The organism is Halobacillus salinarum (genome assembly GCF_022919095.1).
GTDB classification, from domain to species: Bacteria; Bacillota; Bacilli; order Bacillales; family Halobacillaceae; genus Halobacillus_B; species Halobacillus_B salinarum.
The window spans coordinates 3557626-3573838 of the sequence record NZ_CP095073.1 but is presented as its reverse complement, the minus strand read 5'-3'; the positions used below and the strand labels follow the sequence as shown (position 1 = coordinate 3573838).

General features: G+C 41.6%; 18 protein-coding genes. 15 read left to right on the top strand and 3 right to left on the bottom strand.

From position 1 onward, the window contains the following. Nucleotides 1-111: 111 nt before the first annotated feature. Nucleotides 112-1119 (bottom strand): rod-share determining protein MreBH, encoded by a 1008-nt coding sequence (gene mreBH / locus MUN89_RS18560; protein WP_244709354.1) that lies wholly within the window; start codon nt 1117-1119, stop codon nt 112-114. Nucleotides 1120-1288: 169 nt separating this feature from the next. Here mreBH and MUN89_RS18555 point away from each other — a divergent pair, with 169 nt between their 5' ends. The 7 genes from MUN89_RS18555 to MUN89_RS18525 all read left to right on the top strand — a co-directional run bounded on the left by MUN89_RS18555 (nt 1289) and on the right by MUN89_RS18525 (nt 6335). After that, the gene (locus MUN89_RS18555) at nt 1289-2035 is read left to right on the top strand and encodes a YkgJ family cysteine cluster protein (RefSeq protein WP_244713927.1); all 747 of its coding nucleotides are present in this window, start codon (nt 1289-1291) and stop codon (nt 2033-2035) included. After that, the gene (locus MUN89_RS18550) at nt 2025-2669 is read left to right on the top strand and encodes an MOSC domain-containing protein (protein ID WP_244709352.1); all 645 of its coding nucleotides are present in this window, start codon (nt 2025-2027) and stop codon (nt 2667-2669) included. The genes MUN89_RS18555 and MUN89_RS18550 overlap by 11 nt, the downstream gene beginning before the upstream one ends. A 28-nt stretch (nt 2670-2697) precedes the next feature. After that, complete coding sequence (locus MUN89_RS18545; RefSeq protein WP_244709350.1) at nt 2698-3063, top strand: DnaJ family domain-containing protein; 366 nt, start codon at nt 2698-2700, stop codon at nt 3061-3063. 126 nt (nt 3064-3189) lie between these two features. Next, the gene (locus MUN89_RS18540) at nt 3190-3912 is read left to right on the top strand and encodes an ABC transporter ATP-binding protein (RefSeq protein WP_244709348.1); all 723 of its coding nucleotides are present in this window, start codon (nt 3190-3192) and stop codon (nt 3910-3912) included. Then, on the top strand, nt 3909-4922 hold the full coding sequence (locus MUN89_RS18535) for an ABC transporter permease (protein ID WP_244709346.1): 1014 nt from the start codon (nt 3909-3911) through the stop codon (nt 4920-4922). The genes MUN89_RS18540 and MUN89_RS18535 overlap by 4 nt, the downstream gene beginning before the upstream one ends. A 33-nt stretch (nt 4923-4955) precedes the next feature. Then, nucleotides 4956-5609, top strand: a complete 654-nt coding sequence (locus MUN89_RS18530) for a TetR/AcrR family transcriptional regulator (RefSeq protein ID WP_244709345.1) — start codon at nt 4956-4958, stop codon at nt 5607-5609. A gap of 60 nt (nt 5610-5669) precedes the next feature. Further along, nucleotides 5670-6335, top strand: coding sequence for an SOS response-associated peptidase (locus tag MUN89_RS18525; RefSeq protein ID WP_244709343.1), 666 nt, complete (start codon nt 5670-5672; stop codon nt 6333-6335). Nucleotides 6336-6470: 135 nt separating this feature from the next. Here MUN89_RS18525 and MUN89_RS18520 read toward each other — a convergent pair whose 3' ends face one another. Next, the gene (locus MUN89_RS18520; RefSeq protein WP_244709341.1) at nt 6471-7844 is read right to left on the bottom strand and encodes an alanine/glycine:cation symporter family protein; all 1374 of its coding nucleotides are present in this window, start codon (nt 7842-7844) and stop codon (nt 6471-6473) included. Between the two features lie 219 nt (nt 7845-8063). On the opposite strand from MUN89_RS18520, the gene MUN89_RS18515 reads away from it, so the two are divergent. Genes MUN89_RS18515 through MUN89_RS18505 form a run of 3 tightly spaced genes read left to right on the top strand, consistent with a single transcriptional unit; the run spans nt 8064 to nt 9716 of the window. After that, nucleotides 8064-8528 (top strand): low molecular weight protein-tyrosine-phosphatase, encoded by a 465-nt coding sequence (locus MUN89_RS18515; protein ID WP_244709339.1) that lies wholly within the window; start codon nt 8064-8066, stop codon nt 8526-8528. 12 nt (nt 8529-8540) lie between these two features. Further along, the gene (locus tag MUN89_RS18510; protein ID WP_244709338.1) at nt 8541-8870 is read left to right on the top strand and encodes a YtxH domain-containing protein; all 330 of its coding nucleotides are present in this window, start codon (nt 8541-8543) and stop codon (nt 8868-8870) included. 21 nt (nt 8871-8891) lie between these two features. Continuing rightward, nucleotides 8892-9716 carry a YihY/virulence factor BrkB family protein gene (locus MUN89_RS18505; protein ID WP_244709336.1) on the top strand — a complete coding sequence of 275 codons (825 nt, stop codon included), beginning with the start codon at nt 8892-8894 and terminating at the stop codon, nt 9714-9716. A gap of 172 nt (nt 9717-9888) precedes the next feature. Here MUN89_RS18505 and MUN89_RS18500 read toward each other — a convergent pair whose 3' ends face one another. Beyond that, a complete protein-coding gene (locus tag MUN89_RS18500) occupies nt 9889-11814 on the bottom strand; it encodes a heavy metal translocating P-type ATPase (protein ID WP_244709334.1) in 1926 nt (641 codons plus the stop codon). 274 nt (nt 11815-12088) lie between these two features. Here MUN89_RS18500 and MUN89_RS18495 point away from each other — a divergent pair, with 274 nt between their 5' ends. From MUN89_RS18495 to MUN89_RS18475, 5 genes are all read left to right on the top strand, one after another. Beyond that, nucleotides 12089-12955, top strand: coding sequence for a transporter substrate-binding domain-containing protein (locus MUN89_RS18495; protein ID WP_244709332.1), 867 nt, complete (start codon nt 12089-12091; stop codon nt 12953-12955). Between the two features lie 8 nt (nt 12956-12963). Then, complete coding sequence (locus MUN89_RS18490; RefSeq protein WP_244709330.1) at nt 12964-13656, top strand: amino acid ABC transporter permease; 693 nt, start codon at nt 12964-12966, stop codon at nt 13654-13656. A 479-nt stretch (nt 13657-14135) separates the two neighbouring features. After that, nucleotides 14136-14918, top strand: coding sequence for a metal ABC transporter ATP-binding protein (locus tag MUN89_RS18485; protein ID WP_244709328.1), 783 nt, complete (start codon nt 14136-14138; stop codon nt 14916-14918). Then, nucleotides 14915-15772: a metal ABC transporter permease gene (locus tag MUN89_RS18480; RefSeq protein WP_244709326.1), complete on the top strand. Its 858-nt coding sequence runs from the start codon at nt 14915-14917 to the stop codon at nt 15770-15772. Before MUN89_RS18485 ends, MUN89_RS18480 begins: the two co-directional genes overlap by 4 nt. Next, nucleotides 15769-16179 (top strand): Fur family transcriptional regulator, encoded by a 411-nt coding sequence (locus MUN89_RS18475; RefSeq protein WP_244709325.1) that lies wholly within the window; start codon nt 15769-15771, stop codon nt 16177-16179. The genes MUN89_RS18480 and MUN89_RS18475 overlap by 4 nt, the downstream gene beginning before the upstream one ends. Nucleotides 16180-16213 lie beyond the last annotated feature (34 nt).

Below are 16213 nucleotides of genomic sequence, written 5' to 3'. Positions count from 1 at the left end.
CTCCTTCATAGTATTCTTTAATAGACTTTCGACATTATTCCGGAGGATTCCTTTGTTTACTAGGTTGGAATAAATTAGAAAACCCGCAGATTGGAATTCTGCGGGGAAAACTTATTTTGTAGCTTTTTGGAGTTTTTGGATCATTTTCAGTGATTTTCCAGTTCCGATGGCGACAGATTCTAAAGGACTTGGTGCCATATGTACTGGGACAAAGATTTCGCTCGCCAGCCAATCCTGCATGCCATTCAGCAGTGCACCACCACCAGTCAGGATAATACCTCGGTCTACGATATCACCGCTCAACTCAGGTGGGCATTCCTCCAGGGTAGAACGGATCGTTTCAAGTATCTGCTCCAGAGATTCTTTGATGGCAGATTGGATTTCCGTGGAGGATAGTGTAATCGTTTTTGGCAGTCCCGTAACCATATCTCTGCCGCGTACCTCCATGGTCTGCTCAGGGTGGTCGATCAAAGCATAACCGATTTCCATTTTAATCTGCTCTGCTGTCCGTTCACCGATGAGTACATTATACGTCTTTCTGACATACTGAGTAATTTCTTCATCCAGAACATCACCACCGGTACGCATAGACTTACAGGAAACTACGCCGCCGAAGGATATAATAGCTACTTCACTCGTTCCGCCTCCAATATCGACAATGACGTTAGCGATTGGTTCGTCGACAGGAAGGTCTGCTCCGATAGCAGCTGCTATCGGTTCTTCTATTAAGTGGACGTTTTTTGCGCCATAGCTTTTTACTGCATTATGGATCGCCCGGCGCTCTACGGAAGTAGAACCAGAAGGGGTACAGATGACTACTGTAGGCTTTCTCATGGAAATACCCGATTTTTTTGAAACCTTTTTGAGCAGCTCCTTCAGCATTTGAGCGGTCATATCATAATCAGCGATCACTCCATCACGAAGAGGACGGACAGGAATGATGTGCTGCGGGGTTTTTCCGACCATTTCTTTCGCTTCTTTTCCAACAGCAACCACGTTCTTTGTTTCCGTATTATAGGCTACTACGGAAGGCTCATTTAATAGAATTCCTTTTGATTTAGAATAGATGAGTATATTAGCAGTACCAAGATCAATACCAATTTCAGCATTTGACAACATAATTAGTCGTACCTCCAAAGATGACATATTCTCCTATAAAACTTCTCTAATTCTAGATGGTTTATGGGGTTTATTCAATAGGTATTTCATGGAATTACAGAGAATTAGTTATAAAGACATAGAACCATGTATAATAAAAGGAACATGAATTAGAGGGGATTTTCCAGTGATGAATCAATTTTTAAAGCATGAAACGATCTTGAAGCGGTGTAAAAAAATAAATCAATCGTATGAGATAGACCCGCATTTTTTTGACGGCATCGTAGATGATCTGCTGGATAGTGAATTAGGTACAGAGGATGTGATTTTGGAAGGATTCCAAAAGCTTCTCGGTGAAGTCGATCACGAAATTGGCCGAATGGAACATTTTTCGGATTTGCAGCCTAATTGCTTCAAAGGCTGTGCGTTTTGCTGCTACTTTCCAATAGTGATCAGCAGAATGGAAGCAAAGATGATGTTTACATCCATCGAAAGGATGCCTAGTGAACGAAAAGAGGCGATTTATCGTCATTGGGAAGCTTATTACGAGAAGCATAAACATAAATTAGCAGAAGGAATGAGCATGGATGTTCAATCTCCTGAAACTAAGCTCGCTTATAAGCAATTGAATCTGCCGTGTCCCATGCTTGATCCGGAAAATCAACTGTGCATGGCCTATGAAATCAGACCAGTCCCATGCCGTACGTATTTAAATTACAGTGATCCTTTGGTCTGTGCTGAAAATCATCTGCCAATGGAACCGTTCAGCTATGAATTTCTCTATGACTTTTACTTTAGTGCTATGAATGAACTTCTGCAAGCTCTTTATGAAAATGGGGAAGAATTGAGTGTGAACTATCCCGAGGACGCCTGGAAATACGACTATCTTCCTGCCTGGGTGGCACAGTGGAGAGAGGGGACTTTAGATGAGCTTTAAGCTGCGATCGCTAAACTTAGGAAAGCCGGAGGTTTATCAAACCGACCAAGGCAAATTAGAAAGCGCGTACCGTAAGAAGCCGGTTCAGCACCCTGTTTATTTAACAAAGCTTAACTTTGAAGGGGATGAACAGGCGGATAAAAAGCACCATGGCGGGTTAGATAAGGCCGTCTGTCTCTATCCCGCTCAGCATTACCACTATTGGGAAAATGAGTATGGGCGTTCCTTTTCATATCCTGCATTCGGAGAAAATATTACCGTGGACGGTATTGAAGAAAAATCGGTTCATATTGGGGATGTTTTTCAATTAGGCATGGCGAAATTACAAGTATCAGAGCCGAGAAAACCTTGCTATATCATAGCAAGGACCCATGGTATTAAGGATTTTCCAGCGAGAGTTACTAAATGCGGCTATACAGGGTTTTATCTGAGAGTCATGGAAGAAGGTCACGTCCAGGTGGGCGATGAAATGGAATTAATCCGTGAGGATCCATCAAAAGTTACTATTAAACAAGTCAATGATGTCAGATATAATGATCGTAACAGCCGCCGGAAAATCGAGCGGATCGTAGCAGTAGAAGCTTTAGCGGACGGACTGCGTCAGTCTTTGGAGAATCATTTAGCAAAGCTTTAATCTCCTGACAGAGGGAAGAGGTGTGAATATGGATTTTGGGAATATTATCGAGGAAAAAATTAAGCAATCCATCGCACGCGGAGAATTTGAGAATCTTCCGGGCAAAGGGAAGCCGCTTCCTAAAGATGAGCTTGCCTATGTACCTGATGAACTGCGCAACAGCTATCGAATTCTAAAAAACGCTCACATGCTTCCGGAAGAAATGCAAATCAAGAAAGAAATTGTAGAGATTGAAGCATTAATAAAGGTGTGCGAAAATCCCGAGCAGGAAGAACAGTATGAAGAGCAGCTTTCTGAGAAGCGGCTGCGATTTAATATCTTAATGGAGAAACGGAAAAATTCGCGGGCATTCAGTCAATACCGCGGAAAAATCAATAACAAATTTGGAATTTAGCACAGTTGGAAACAGCTGTGTCTTTCTTTTTTTCGTTAATGAGTGATTACTCACTTTACAAATGGTGCGAGTTGAGTGATAATGGATGTGAGTAATCACTCACTTAACAATAAAGGAGGATCATTTATGGAAGCTGTTGTGCAATTAAAGAATATTTCCCATCAGTTTGATGAGCGATGGATTATTAATGATATTGACATGGAAGTAACCCGGGGAGAAATCTTTGGACTGCTCGGTCCTTCAGGAGCAGGGAAAACGACTCTTGTTAAAATGATGACAGGTATATTGACACCTACACAAGGAGAGGTGTTTGTTCACGGTGAAAAAATGCCATCATTGAACCAAATGAAACAATATGGGTTTATGGCTCAATCGGACGCGTTATATCAAGAGTTGACAGCAAGAGAAAACCTGGATTTTTTTGCCTCCATTTACCACATGGATAAAAAAAAGAAGAAAAAAAGAATTGAGGAAGTTATGGATATGGTTGATTTGCTCCAAGACCTTGATAAAGTAGTTGAAAACTACTCAGGAGGAATGAAGAGGCGGTTATCATTGGCTATTGCGCTCATTCATCAGCCGGATCTAATTATCTTAGATGAACCGACAGTCGGGATCGATCCTGTCCTGAGGCAGTCCATTTGGAATGAACTCAATCACCTAAGGGATGCTGGAGTTACGATTATTGTAACGACTCATGTTATGGATGAAGCAGAAAAATGTGATCGATTAGCCATGCTGCGTAATGGGAAAGTGATCGCTTCTGATACACCGGATCAATTAAAAGCTAAAATAAATGCATCGACTATTGAAGAGGTCTTTTTACATTACGGGGAGGTGGAAGTATGAACACTTGGACCGTTATGAAGAGAATATTAAAGCAATTTCGCAGGGATAAACGCAGTATGGCATTAATGATTGCAGCTCCCATGTTCGTTCTGACACTGATGTGGCTGGTATTGGATAACCAGGATGATTCTCTGGACATTGGAGTGGTTGACGTACCGGATCAAGTGGCCGAGCAGCTGGAGACAGATGATGTGGACCTTCATACTTTCTCGGAAGAAGAAGCGGAAAGTCAACTGGAGGATGCTTCGCTTGATGCTGTTATCCAGTGGAAAAACGGTAAACCATTTTTAACCATCGAGGGAAGTGATCCAAATACCGCCGGGTCGGTGCAAAAGGCTGTCTCTCAGGCATTTGCACCTGATACGAACCGAAACGTAGAGGTCGACTTTCTTCACGGGTCTGAAGACTTGAATTTATTTGATTATATAGGACCTGTATTAATTGGATTTTTTGTATTTTTCTTTGTCTTTATCGTCGGCGGTGTGTCATTCTTACGGGAAAGAACACAAGGAACGCTGGAAAGAGTGCTGACGACACCTTTAAAAAGAAGTGAACTAGTGCTGGGTTACCTAGGCGGCTTTGGCATCTTTACTATATTGCAATCCTTATTAATAGCAGCCTTTTCCATCTATATTCTAAACGTATATATGACTGGAGCTTTTGGCTATGTTCTATTAGTGACCTTCCTTTTAGCTTTAGCAGCACTCAGCTTAGGGACTTTACTTTCAGCATTTGCCAAAAACGAATTTCAAATGATCCAGTTTATCCCGCTTGTCATCGTTCCTCAGGTTTTTTTCTCAGGTCTTTTTCCAGTAGAAGGTCTGCCTGTGTGGCTGCAGGCTGTTGGTAAGATTATGCCGCTTACTTTTGGAGCAGAAGCGCTGAGAGGGATTATGCTCAGAGGCGAGGGATTTGTGGACTTTCAAGTGGATGTATACATTCTAGTAGGGTTTGCGCTTCTTTTTGCTCTATTGAATATATTCGCGTTAAAACGCCACCGCAGTCTATAATAAAAGGAGATTACTTGCCTGGGAGGCTGTTTTATGGAGAACCATCATGATTTATTAAAAATGCTCGAAGAAGAAGGAGAGGGGAAACACATCACCCCGAAACAGGCACAAATTCTGCAGGCAGCAGTAGAAATTTTTGCTGAAAAGGGTTATGCCTCTTCTTCCACAAGTGAAATTGCAGCAAAAGCAGGAGTAGCAGAGGGAACCATTTTTCGTCACTATAAAACAAAAAAGGATCTATTAATTTCCATTGCCACACCTGTCATGACAAAATTTACCGTCCCTTTTTTCGCTTCCCAATTCGCGAAACAAGTATTTGATGAACCTCCTGCAGGGTTTGAGCAGCTACTGAGAAATTTGATCAAAAATCGGTTTGAATTCGCTAAGGAAAACATTCCTCTTCTTAAAATTATCCTGCAGGAGTTTGCTTTTCATCAAGAGCTGCAGGAGAACTTTCAACACGTTTTTAAGGAGGAAGTGTTTCCAAAATTCGAGCGGATGCTTGAATACTTTAAGCAGAAGGAGCAAATAATCGATTATCCTTCACCTGTCATTATCCGGTTAATGATGTCTACGATTGTCGGGTTTATTATTACCAGATTTCTTATTCTCCCTGAGGAAGACTGGGATGATGAAAAAGAACTTGAGCAGACGATTCAATATATTCTAAATGGTTTATCTATGTAAGATACAAACCATCCTATGATAACCCATTGTATGCTTCTACAAGACTGGAGGGCTTTTCAAATGTGCGGACGTTACACTTTATTAGAAGAGGAGAAAGAAATTCAAACTGAATTTGATATTGAAATTCCTATTAAGGACTATCAACCCCGTTATAATATTGCCCCTGGTCAGAAGGTATTGGCCATTATCCATGACGGTTCTAAGAAACGCGCCGGGTATATGCATTGGGGATTGGTTCCTTCATGGGCCAAAGACCCAAAGATCGGTTATAAAATGATTAACGCAAGAAGTGAGACGGCGCATGAAAAGCCTAGTTTTAAGCGCTTAATGACTTCCAAACGCTGTTTAATTGTTGCAGACAGCTTTTATGAATGGAAAAAAACAGACAGTGGTAAACAGCCTATGCGCATTTTTCCAAAAGGTCGTCAGCTTTTCGCATTTGCAGGCTTATGGGATCACTGGAAGCAAGAAGAGGAAGAGCGGTTTACGTGTACGATTTTGACTAAAGAAGCGAATGAATTCATGAATGAAATCCACCAGCGGATGCCGGTGATCTTACCAAAAAGAGTAGAAGGGGAGTGGATAACTCCCGTTAAATGGTCACCAAGTCAGGCGCATACGTTCATTGAACAGCTTACAATGGATGAACTTGAAGCTTATGAAGTCAGCCAGTACGTAAACTCCGCTAAAAATGAGGGACCTGAATGCGTAGAGCCTCTAGCATAAGAGGATGGGGATATTTCATCTGAGCTTCATATCTGCAGGGAGAGAGTATAGAACCGAATAGGACTAACAACAATGAATCGTGTCCGAAAATAAAGAACCCCGGGGCCGGCAGTACTGCCAGCCCGGGGTTCTTTTTTAACCGGTCTGCCGTTTTTTCGCTTCTTTTTGTTCCGTTTTAGCCACTTGCAGGAATTTGTTTGTTTCAGACGCCACTACTCCAGAGAGAAGCAGCAGGCCAATTAAATTCGGAAAGGCCATTAATCCGTTCATTACATCCGCAAATTTCCAAACGGTATCTAAATGAGCAATAGCTCCTACTAAGACAAATAGTACAAAGACAATTTTGTACAATCCTAGTCCGCGCTGTCCTGTTAAGTATCCGAAGCATTTCTCTCCGTAATAAGACCATCCGACAATAGTGGAAAAAGCAAAGAAGATTAAACCAATGGTTACAATATAGGCTCCTGTATTTCCAAGAAAATGTTCGAATGACGTCGTGGTCAAATCAGCACCATCCAGATTTCCGTTGTACTGCCCGGCCATGACAATGGTTAAGCCGGTCATACTACAGACAATAATCGTATCAATTAAGACCTGGGTCATCGATACAAGCGCTTGTCTGCCGGGATAATCTGTCCTTGCTGCCGCAGCTGCGATAGGAGCAGAGCCGAGACCAGCCTCATTCGAAAATACACCGCGTGCTACCCCGTAGCGGACTACAGTTCCAAGCAGACCACCGCCGACAGCATTAGCTGTAAAGGCATCACTAAAGATTGTTCCAAACGCATCAGGTACCAATTCGAAATTAAGTATAATAATAATTAGTGCCCCGATAACATAAAATAAAGCCATGATCGGTACAAAAAAGGCAGTGACTCGTCCTATACTCTTTATCCCGCCTAAGAGAACTAACCCTGCAAAGAATGTCAGAATAATACCAGTTACCCATGTCGGTACACTAAAGGTCGTTTCCATAACATCTGATACGGAATTGGATTGCACCATATTTCCAATACCAAACGCGGCAAAAGCGCCGAATAATGCGAATAAAACTCCCAGCCATTTTGCTTTCAATCCGCGTTCTAAATAGTACATAGGCCCGCCGGCCATCTGGCCTTGATGATCTGTAATTCGATATTTAACAGCGAGTACAGCTTCGGCGTATTTTGTTGCCATTCCGAATACAGCTGTCACCCACATCCAAAATACCGCTCCTGGACCACCTAAAAAAACAGCGGTAGCTACACCGGCGATGTTCCCTGTTCCGATGGTTGCGGCAAGTGCAGTCGTAAGCGCCTGGTAGTGGGAAATGTCCCCTTGCTCGTCTTTTTGCTGCTTGCTTGGTACAAAAGCCAATTTTAAAGCGTAAGGCAAAGCTTTAAATTGAAGAAAACCTAAACGAAGGGTCAAATACACTCCTGTTCCTACTAGTAAAATTAATAGCACAGGCCCCCAGACTACTCCACTAGCCCAATCAAGAAAATTATAAATTGCTGATCGATCTTCCATTTAGTTTCCCCCTTACAGACGTATAGTAAAAATTTTGTCTGTATATAAAATATTCCGAAAATTATCCGGAAAAGTCAAGGGGGATCAAAGAACTTGATGGTGTTTAGTATGGGACAGTTTGGGAAAAAATTACCTGAATGGTGTATAATTTTAATGAAGAGGTCTGTTTTTTTCGATATAATTCGATCTAGAAGAGATACTAAAAATGGGGGAGAAGCGATGAAACGTCTATTATTTATTTGTTTAGGAAATATATGCCGATCTCCGATGGCAGAAGCTATTTTTAGAAAAATGATCATCGATGAGGGACTGGAAGATAAAATATCCGTGGATTCTGCGGGGATCGGTCACTGGCATACTGGTTCTGAACCACATGAAGGAACGAGGAAAATCCTTGATGAACACAGCATTCCCTACGATGGAATGACTGCAAGGCAAGTGACAACTGAAGATTGGGATCAATTTGATTACTTAATCCCTATGGATAACAAGAATTTAAGTGATTTAAAATCGATTCGTGTGAAAAATGGAGTAGTCGTCAAAAAGCTGATGGATTATGTGGAGACTGAGGAAGAAGAAGTGCCAGACCCTTATTTTACCGGAAACTTCGATTATGTTTTTAAACTAGTGGAAGAAGGATGCGCAAATTTATTAACAGCTGTAAAAAAAGATCTTAATCAATAGGGAGGAAATTTTATGGGACAGCAAAAATTATGGACAGGAATGGTTGTAGGGGCTTTAATCGGTGGGACAGCAATGCTGTTTGACAGAGAGACAAGAGAATATGTGATGAACAAATCCTGTACTACTGGCCGTGCGTGTAGAGATTTTGCCAAGCACCCTTCCGAGCTTATTCACTCCGTAAGACTAAACTATGAAGAGCTTTCCCAGAAATTTAATGAAGGAGCAGATACGCTTCTTCGCACTTTAAATAAACTGGAAGAGATCTTGAACAAAGTCAGTGATATCGACAAGGAAGTTGAAAAACAGCTCCGTGCTGTAGATGGTTCACAAGAAGCTTCGTAAATCGATGCTGGAGGGAATATCATGAATAAGGTTATGGACATTGGGAAGTCACTGATTACCCGCTTTGGTGAAGACGATATATTCGGGCTGGCTGCACAACTTGCCTATTTTTTTCTGCTATCGTTACTGCCATTTATGATATTCCTGATCACCTTGTTGGGCTATTTGAACATTGAGGAGGAGCGGGTGCTTGCACTGATAAGTACGTATGCACCTCCTGAAACCTATGATCTATTATCCGAAAATCTTATGACGCTTCTGCAGGACCAAAATGGCGGCCTGCTTTCCATTGGGATTATCGGAACTTTATGGGCGGCTTCAAATGGAGTGAATGCGATTATAAAAGCATTCAACCGCGCTCATCAAGTCGATGAAAACCGTCCTTTTTTTATCACTAGAATCATTGCGATTATTTTAACGATTGCCATGGTCATTGTTATCAGCATAGCTTTTCTGCTCCCTGTCTTAGGCCACGCTCTTGGAACGTATGTATTTTCTTTCTTTGGTATGTCTGCAGGCTTCTTAGCTATATGGAATGCGTTACGCTGGGTTATTTCTTCAGTCATCTTTTTTATTGTGCTTTCTTTCTTGTATGTAATGGCCCCAAACAAACCGGTAAAATACCGGGACACAGTGGTCGGCGCTGTCTTCGCCACGATCGGCTGGCAGCTTGTTTCATTACTGTTTTCATTTTACGTTAGTAACATGGGCAACTTCTCAGCTACTTATGGAAGTCTTGGCGGGGTCATCGTGTTGATGATTTGGTTTTATCTATCCGGAATCGTTATCATCACCGGTGGTGAAATCAATGCACTTATCTACAGAAGAAGAATTTCCCATTCCTAAAGGCAGGAAAACTTTTTCCTGCCTTTGTAAAGTAAATGGAAACGACGAATGCTTGCTGGGGACCTCTGTGGGACTCTGCAAGATTTTTTTGCCGCTAAGGGGAGAAGGTGTGAATAAAGGTCGATCCTTTAAATTATCTGTACTTACACTATGAAAGGCTGCTTGATGTGAATTATTTCAAAAGTCGAAGTCCATTTAATATGACTAGAATGGTGCTTCCTTCGTGCCCGATTACTCCTAACGGCAAATCAAGAGCTTGAAGGAAATTGCTGATAATCAGCAGCATGATCATCCCTATAGAAAACACGACATTTTGTTTGACAATCTTGTTCATGCGAGTGGAGAGCTGGATAGCTTTAGTGATTTTGGGCAGGTCGTTTTTCATTAACACGACGTCAGCAGTTTCCAGGGCAACATCAGTTCCTTCTCCCATAGCAATACCAACGTTAGCTGCGGCTAGAGCAGGTGCGTCATTGATTCCGTCCCCAACCATAGCTACTTGTTGAAAATGGTGTTTTAAACGTTTTACTTCCTTGACTTTTTCGTCGGGCATACATTCAGCGATGTAATGATTAAGTCCGGCCTCTTCAGCGATGGCTTTTGCTGTCGTTTCATTATCTCCGGTTAGCATCACCGTGTAGATTCCTCTGCTTTTTAACGTTTCTATAGCCTGCTTTGTCTCTTTGCGAACCGTATCCTTTAAAGCAATAAGACCTGCAATAATTCCTCCTCGCTCTATAAAAACGATCGTTTTACCTTCACTTGCGAGTCCCTGGGCGGCTCCTCCCATGAAATTCCTGCTTTGTTCATTGCCGACGAAGTCTCCTTTACCGATCTTCCATTGAACTCCTTGAATACTTGCCGTAACCCCTTGCCCACTGACATCCTGCATATTCTCAATCGTTAATTCAGGAAGGTTTTTATCAGCTGCATAGAGTACGATTGCTTGAGCTAATGGGTGGTTTGACTCTTGTTCGATAGCTGCGGTTACCGCCAGCAATTCATTTTCATCTGCGTCGGGATCAACTAAGAAATCAGTCACTTTAGGTTTGCCGTTTGTCAGCGTGCCTGTTTTGTCAAAAGCAATGGCGTTGATGTGGGCTAAGTTTTCCAGGTGGACGCCACCTTTATACAACACTCCATTTCTTGCTCCGTTAGAAATGGCAGAAAGTGCAGCAGGCATGATGGACGCTACAAGGGCACAAGGCGAAGCTACTACGAGAAGAATCATAGCCCGGTAAAACGTATCCATCCAGCTCCAGCCAAGCAGAAAATGAGGGAGAAATAACATGAGAGCCACTACGCTTAAAACGATTTTCACATAATTGCTTTCAAAGCGTTCAATGAAAAGTTGGGACGGTGATTTTTCGTTTTGAGCTGACTGAACCATCTTAATGATTTTTTGAAAGAGGGTATGATCGGTAGTCTTCGTAATCTCCACGATAAGGCTGCCGCTGATGTTAACCGTGCCTGCATAAACCTCTTGAGAAAGCTCTTTACTTACTGGGACTGATTCGCCGGTAATGGTGCTTTCATCAACCGAGGATTGTCCTTTTACCACTCTTCCATCCGAAGGCACTCTTTCTCCGGCTTTAATTAGAATTTGATTACCGATCTCAAGCTTTTTTACAGGGACTTGTTCATAGCCTGCCCTGGTAATCAGCAAGGCTTCTTCAGGCTGAAGCTTCATGAGCGATCCAATTTCTTTTTGGCTTTTGTTTAATGTATAAGTTTCCATGGCTCCGCTCAGCGCAAAAATAAAAATTAACACGGCTCCTTCTGTCCAGTAACCAATCGATGCAGAGCCGACAGCCGCAAGGATCATAAGTAATTCAACATTTAATTCACGTTCATGTAAGGTTTCTTCCAACCCTTCTTTTGCTTTTGCAAACCCTCCGATCACATAGGCGCACACGTATAGGAAGACTTTAAAAGAAATAGGAAGATAAGGTTCTCCAAGCCATGCAATGAGGATAAGTAATCCACTGAAAAGGGCACCAGCCAGCTCCCCGTGTTCTTTTACCGAAGAAAAGCGAGACGGGCTGTTACTGCCGGCAGAAGGGGTCAGAGCCTGAATGGATCGAGTTTCGGAAGTCATATTCTCAACTCCTTGATTTTAATTGATAATGATAACCATAATCATTTACTGTATAAATCCTTATAATCCCATTTAAACAATTGATTAAAATTAATTCTAAATTATAATAGTTTTAAATAATGTATGTTCTTATCTTATCAAATGTCAGGGGATAGTCAAGAATTTTTATTCAAGCCATGATGAGAATAATGAAGCAGGACAGTTGCGACAAATTCATGAAAGTTGCTATATTGGATAGGTGTGAATTTATATAGTTGGAAGGGGAAAATTTAATATGCGCAAAGCATTTATACTTACTTTATTGGTTTTAATGACAGCAGCAATTGCTGCCTGTGGAAATAAAGAGGATTCTCAAGCATCCGGGCAAAAGGAAGACTCTTCTCATTGGAAAGAAATTAAAGACAAAGGGGAGCTTGTAGTAGGCACTTCAGGAACGTTATTTCCTGCCTCTTACTACCCGGAAGGAGGAGAGCAGTTAACTGGGTATGACGTTGAAGTGATGAGGGAAGCTGCGAAAAGACTAAACTTAGATTTAAAATTCCAGGAGTATGGTATTGATGGCTTGCTGTCTGCTATGAAAAGTGGAAGAGTTGACATGGTCATTAACGACATGGAAATCACGGAAGACCGAAAAAATGAATTTACTTTTAGTACGCCTTATAAATATTCATATTCAACAATGATTGTGCGTCAAAGTGATTTATCCGGCATCAAGACATTAGAGGATTTAAAAGGGAAAACACATGGCGGAGGAGCCACCACCGTATTCTCAAAAATCGCGGAACACTTTGGGGCTAAAACAAAGACATATGGCAATGTGACTAATGATGTTTATCTACGCGATGTAGAAAACGGACGTACCGATTTTATTATTAATGATTATTATTTACAATCTCTTGCCTTAAAAGCAATGCCGGAAATTAAAGTGCAGCTGCATCCTGATTTGCAATTTCATCAGACTGAATCAGCTATTGTTATGCCAAAAGAAGCAGGCCAAATGAAGAAAGATGTTGATGCAGTGATTAAGGAAATGCGTGAAGATGGTACACTAACGAGAATTTCCAAGAAGTTTTTTGGTGGAAAAGACGCATCTAAAAAACCCGAACAGGACATCCGGGAAATTAAGGGATTAGACCTGTAAGGGAAGTTATGTTAGGTATTGATATTCGCCAGTTTGAACTGGAAAAGCTGTTTGTGCCAGAACGTGCGTGGGAAAATCTTCCGTTTGTATTACAAGGTGTACCTTTCACATTACTCGTGGCCATTTTAGGTATGATGTTAGGAATGGTAATCGGATTCTTTCTGGCGCTCGCTCGAGGATCAAATTCTATTCTGCTGCGAGGGCCGGCGCGTCTATACATTTCCTTTATGAGGGGAACTCCAATATTAGTTTATTTGTTTGTCCTTTATTTCGGCTTGCCGGTAGTCGGCCTTACACTTCCGGCTGTCTTGGCTGCAGTTATCGGGTTTGGCACAAATAGTGCGGCTTATATTGCAGAAATTAACCGTGCTTCTTTAAATAGTGTTTCTGAGGGGCAGTGGGAGTCATCACGCGCCCTAGGATTCAGCTATTGGCAGGCTTTGAGAAGAATTATCGTACCTCAGGCTGTCAGGATTGCGATTCCACCACTAAGTAATGTATTTCTTGATCTGCTTAAAGCTACTTCGCTGGCAGCGATGATATCTGTTCCCGAAATTCTGAATAAAGCACAGATTGTCGCTGGCCGTACAACAGATTCCATGACCATGTATATCTTAGCTGCATTGGTATACTGGCCGTTAACGATGGTGTTTGCGTTCTTACAGGATTACATGGAAAAACGATATAATAAGTATCTTTAAAGTGAAAAAAGGATCTGTGACAAGAGTGTCCCGCCCATTATAAAATCCGAATAAAGGTGAACTTATTATGTAGAGGTTTCACCATTATTCGGATTTTGTATGGTTGCATAGTACGAGGAGGATTAAGAGTGTAAAGAAAGTTCGATTAAAATCGGCATGTCCTGTGACGATTTTAACCGGACCTGCGTCCTATCGGTCCGCGAAAAGCGGAGTTTATTTCTGTTTTGGAATTCCCGGCTTTATAAAAAAAAGAACATCATCTTAGATAGAAACGGTTTATTTTTATTCCTCCTATGAAGTTGTTTTCAGTAGAAAACGCTGAGATAATAAGTGAGAAAAGTGATTGATTAAAGTAGGAAATGGGAATGGATAGTATTGATAAAATGAACCTCTTCTTGTAAAGTCTTTTCCTTTACTTCAAAAAAGAGGATAGGTATGCTATAATTCGTAATGATTATTATTTATTAGGAGTAATGACAATGAGGTTATCCCCAATCGTGACCTTAAACGATGTGTCTTTTAAATATGAGAGGGAATGGGTAGTGAAAAACGTCCGTCTGTCCATAGAACCAGGTCAATTTCTGGGACTTGTCGGTCCGAATGGATCCGGGAAGTCTACCTTAATCAAACTAATGCTGGGATTGCTAAAGCCGGACAAAGGAACAATTCAGCTGTTTGGCAAGCCCATGAAAGACTTTAAGGATTGGAAGGAAATAGGCTTTGTATCCCAAAAGGCGAACAGTTTTAATTCAGGCTTCCCTGCGAGTGTGCTTGAGGTTGTTCAGTCCGGACTTGTCTCCAGAATCGGAACGCTGCGGTTCTTTAACCGCCATCATAAAGCGAAAGCAATGGAAGCTCTCAGGCTTGTCGAGATGGAAGAGTTTGCTCAATCAACGATTGGCGAGTTATCCGGTGGCCAGCAGCAGCGCGTATTTATTGCGCGTGCCCTGGTGAGCGATCCGAAACTGCTCATTCTTGACGAACCGACAGTGGGAGTAGATAAAAAGCACGTAGCTGACTTTTACGAATTGCTGCGTAAGCTTAACGATGAACAAGGGATCACTTTATTAATGGTTACTCATGATATCGGAACGATTACAGAGCACGCCACTCATGTTGTCTGTATGAATAAATCCATTCATTATCATGGCGCTTCTGAAGACTACAAAGAGTTTAGTGATGAGGAGCTGAACAGCCTTTATGGTCATCCCGTGCATAAGCTGACCCACAACCATGAATACGACGGGGTGGAGCATCTATGATCGAAAGCTTTTTACATTACCAGTTTTTACAGAATGCAGCTTTAACCGGTATACTTATCGGTATTATAGCTCCTCTATTAGGAGTATTTATCGTTGTGAGACGGTTGTCGCTCATTGCTGATGCTTTATCACACATTACATTAACCGGCATTGCAGCAAGCTTATTATTGGAAAAACGGGTTTCTGCTATTCACGATTGGAATCCGGTTTATATGGGAATGGTTTTTTCAGTTGCTGGTGCGGTATTAATTGAACGGCTTCGAAAGGTTTATAAGCATTATGAAGAATTGGCGATTCCAATCATATTATCTGGAGGTATCGGTCTCGGGGTGATCTTAATTTCCCTTGCCGACGGATTTAATACTGATTTATTCAGTTATTTATTTGGAAGTGTGACGGCAGTCAGCAGATCTAATATGTGGACGGTATTCATTATTACGTTTTTAGTAGTTGGAATAGTCATTATTTTCTATAAGGAATTGTTTGTACTTTCTTTTGATGAAGAGCATGCTTCTATTTCTGGAATCAATGGGCGGATGATCCATTTGCTATTTATTGTCATGGTAGCTGTGGTGATTGCAGCTTCGATGCAGGTGGTAGGCATCCTTTTAGTCTCCGCTCTTATGACCCTTCCTGTAGCTTCGGCTCTAAGAGTGTCCCAAAGCTTTAAACAAACGATCGGCCTTTCAATCCTGTTTGGCGAAATTTCCGTGATTGCTGGATTGATCTCGTCCTATTATTTAAGTGTTCCACCAGGAGGAACCATTGTCGTGCTTGCCATAATGATTTTGGTCTTTTCAATGATTTATAAAAAAGTAAGAGCTCATTATTGGATAAAGGGTGAGGCTATATGAAGCTCCAAACGGCTTTAGATAAACTGAAAGAAAAAGGGTACAAGCGCACAAAGCAGCGGGAAAGAATGCTCGAAATTTTTATCGAACAGGACCAGTATATTGCAGCAAAAGAAATCCTTAGGCAATTCCAACAGGACTTTCCTGGAGTAAGCTATGATACAATTTACCGCAACCTTTATTTGCTTACGGATGTGGAGATCCTTGAAGCGACAGAGCTTGGAGGAGAAAAGCATTTCCGGCTGGGTTGTGAAACACATGGACATCATCACCATTTTATATGTACGGACTGCGGAAAAACTAAGTCCATTCATTTCTGTCCAATGGCTGAAATCGAAGAAAATTTATCGGGTTACCAAATTGAAAATCATAAATTTGAAATCTATGGAAAGTGTCCACAATGCAGTTAACCTGCGATGTTATTTCGCAGGTTTTCTTTTTCGG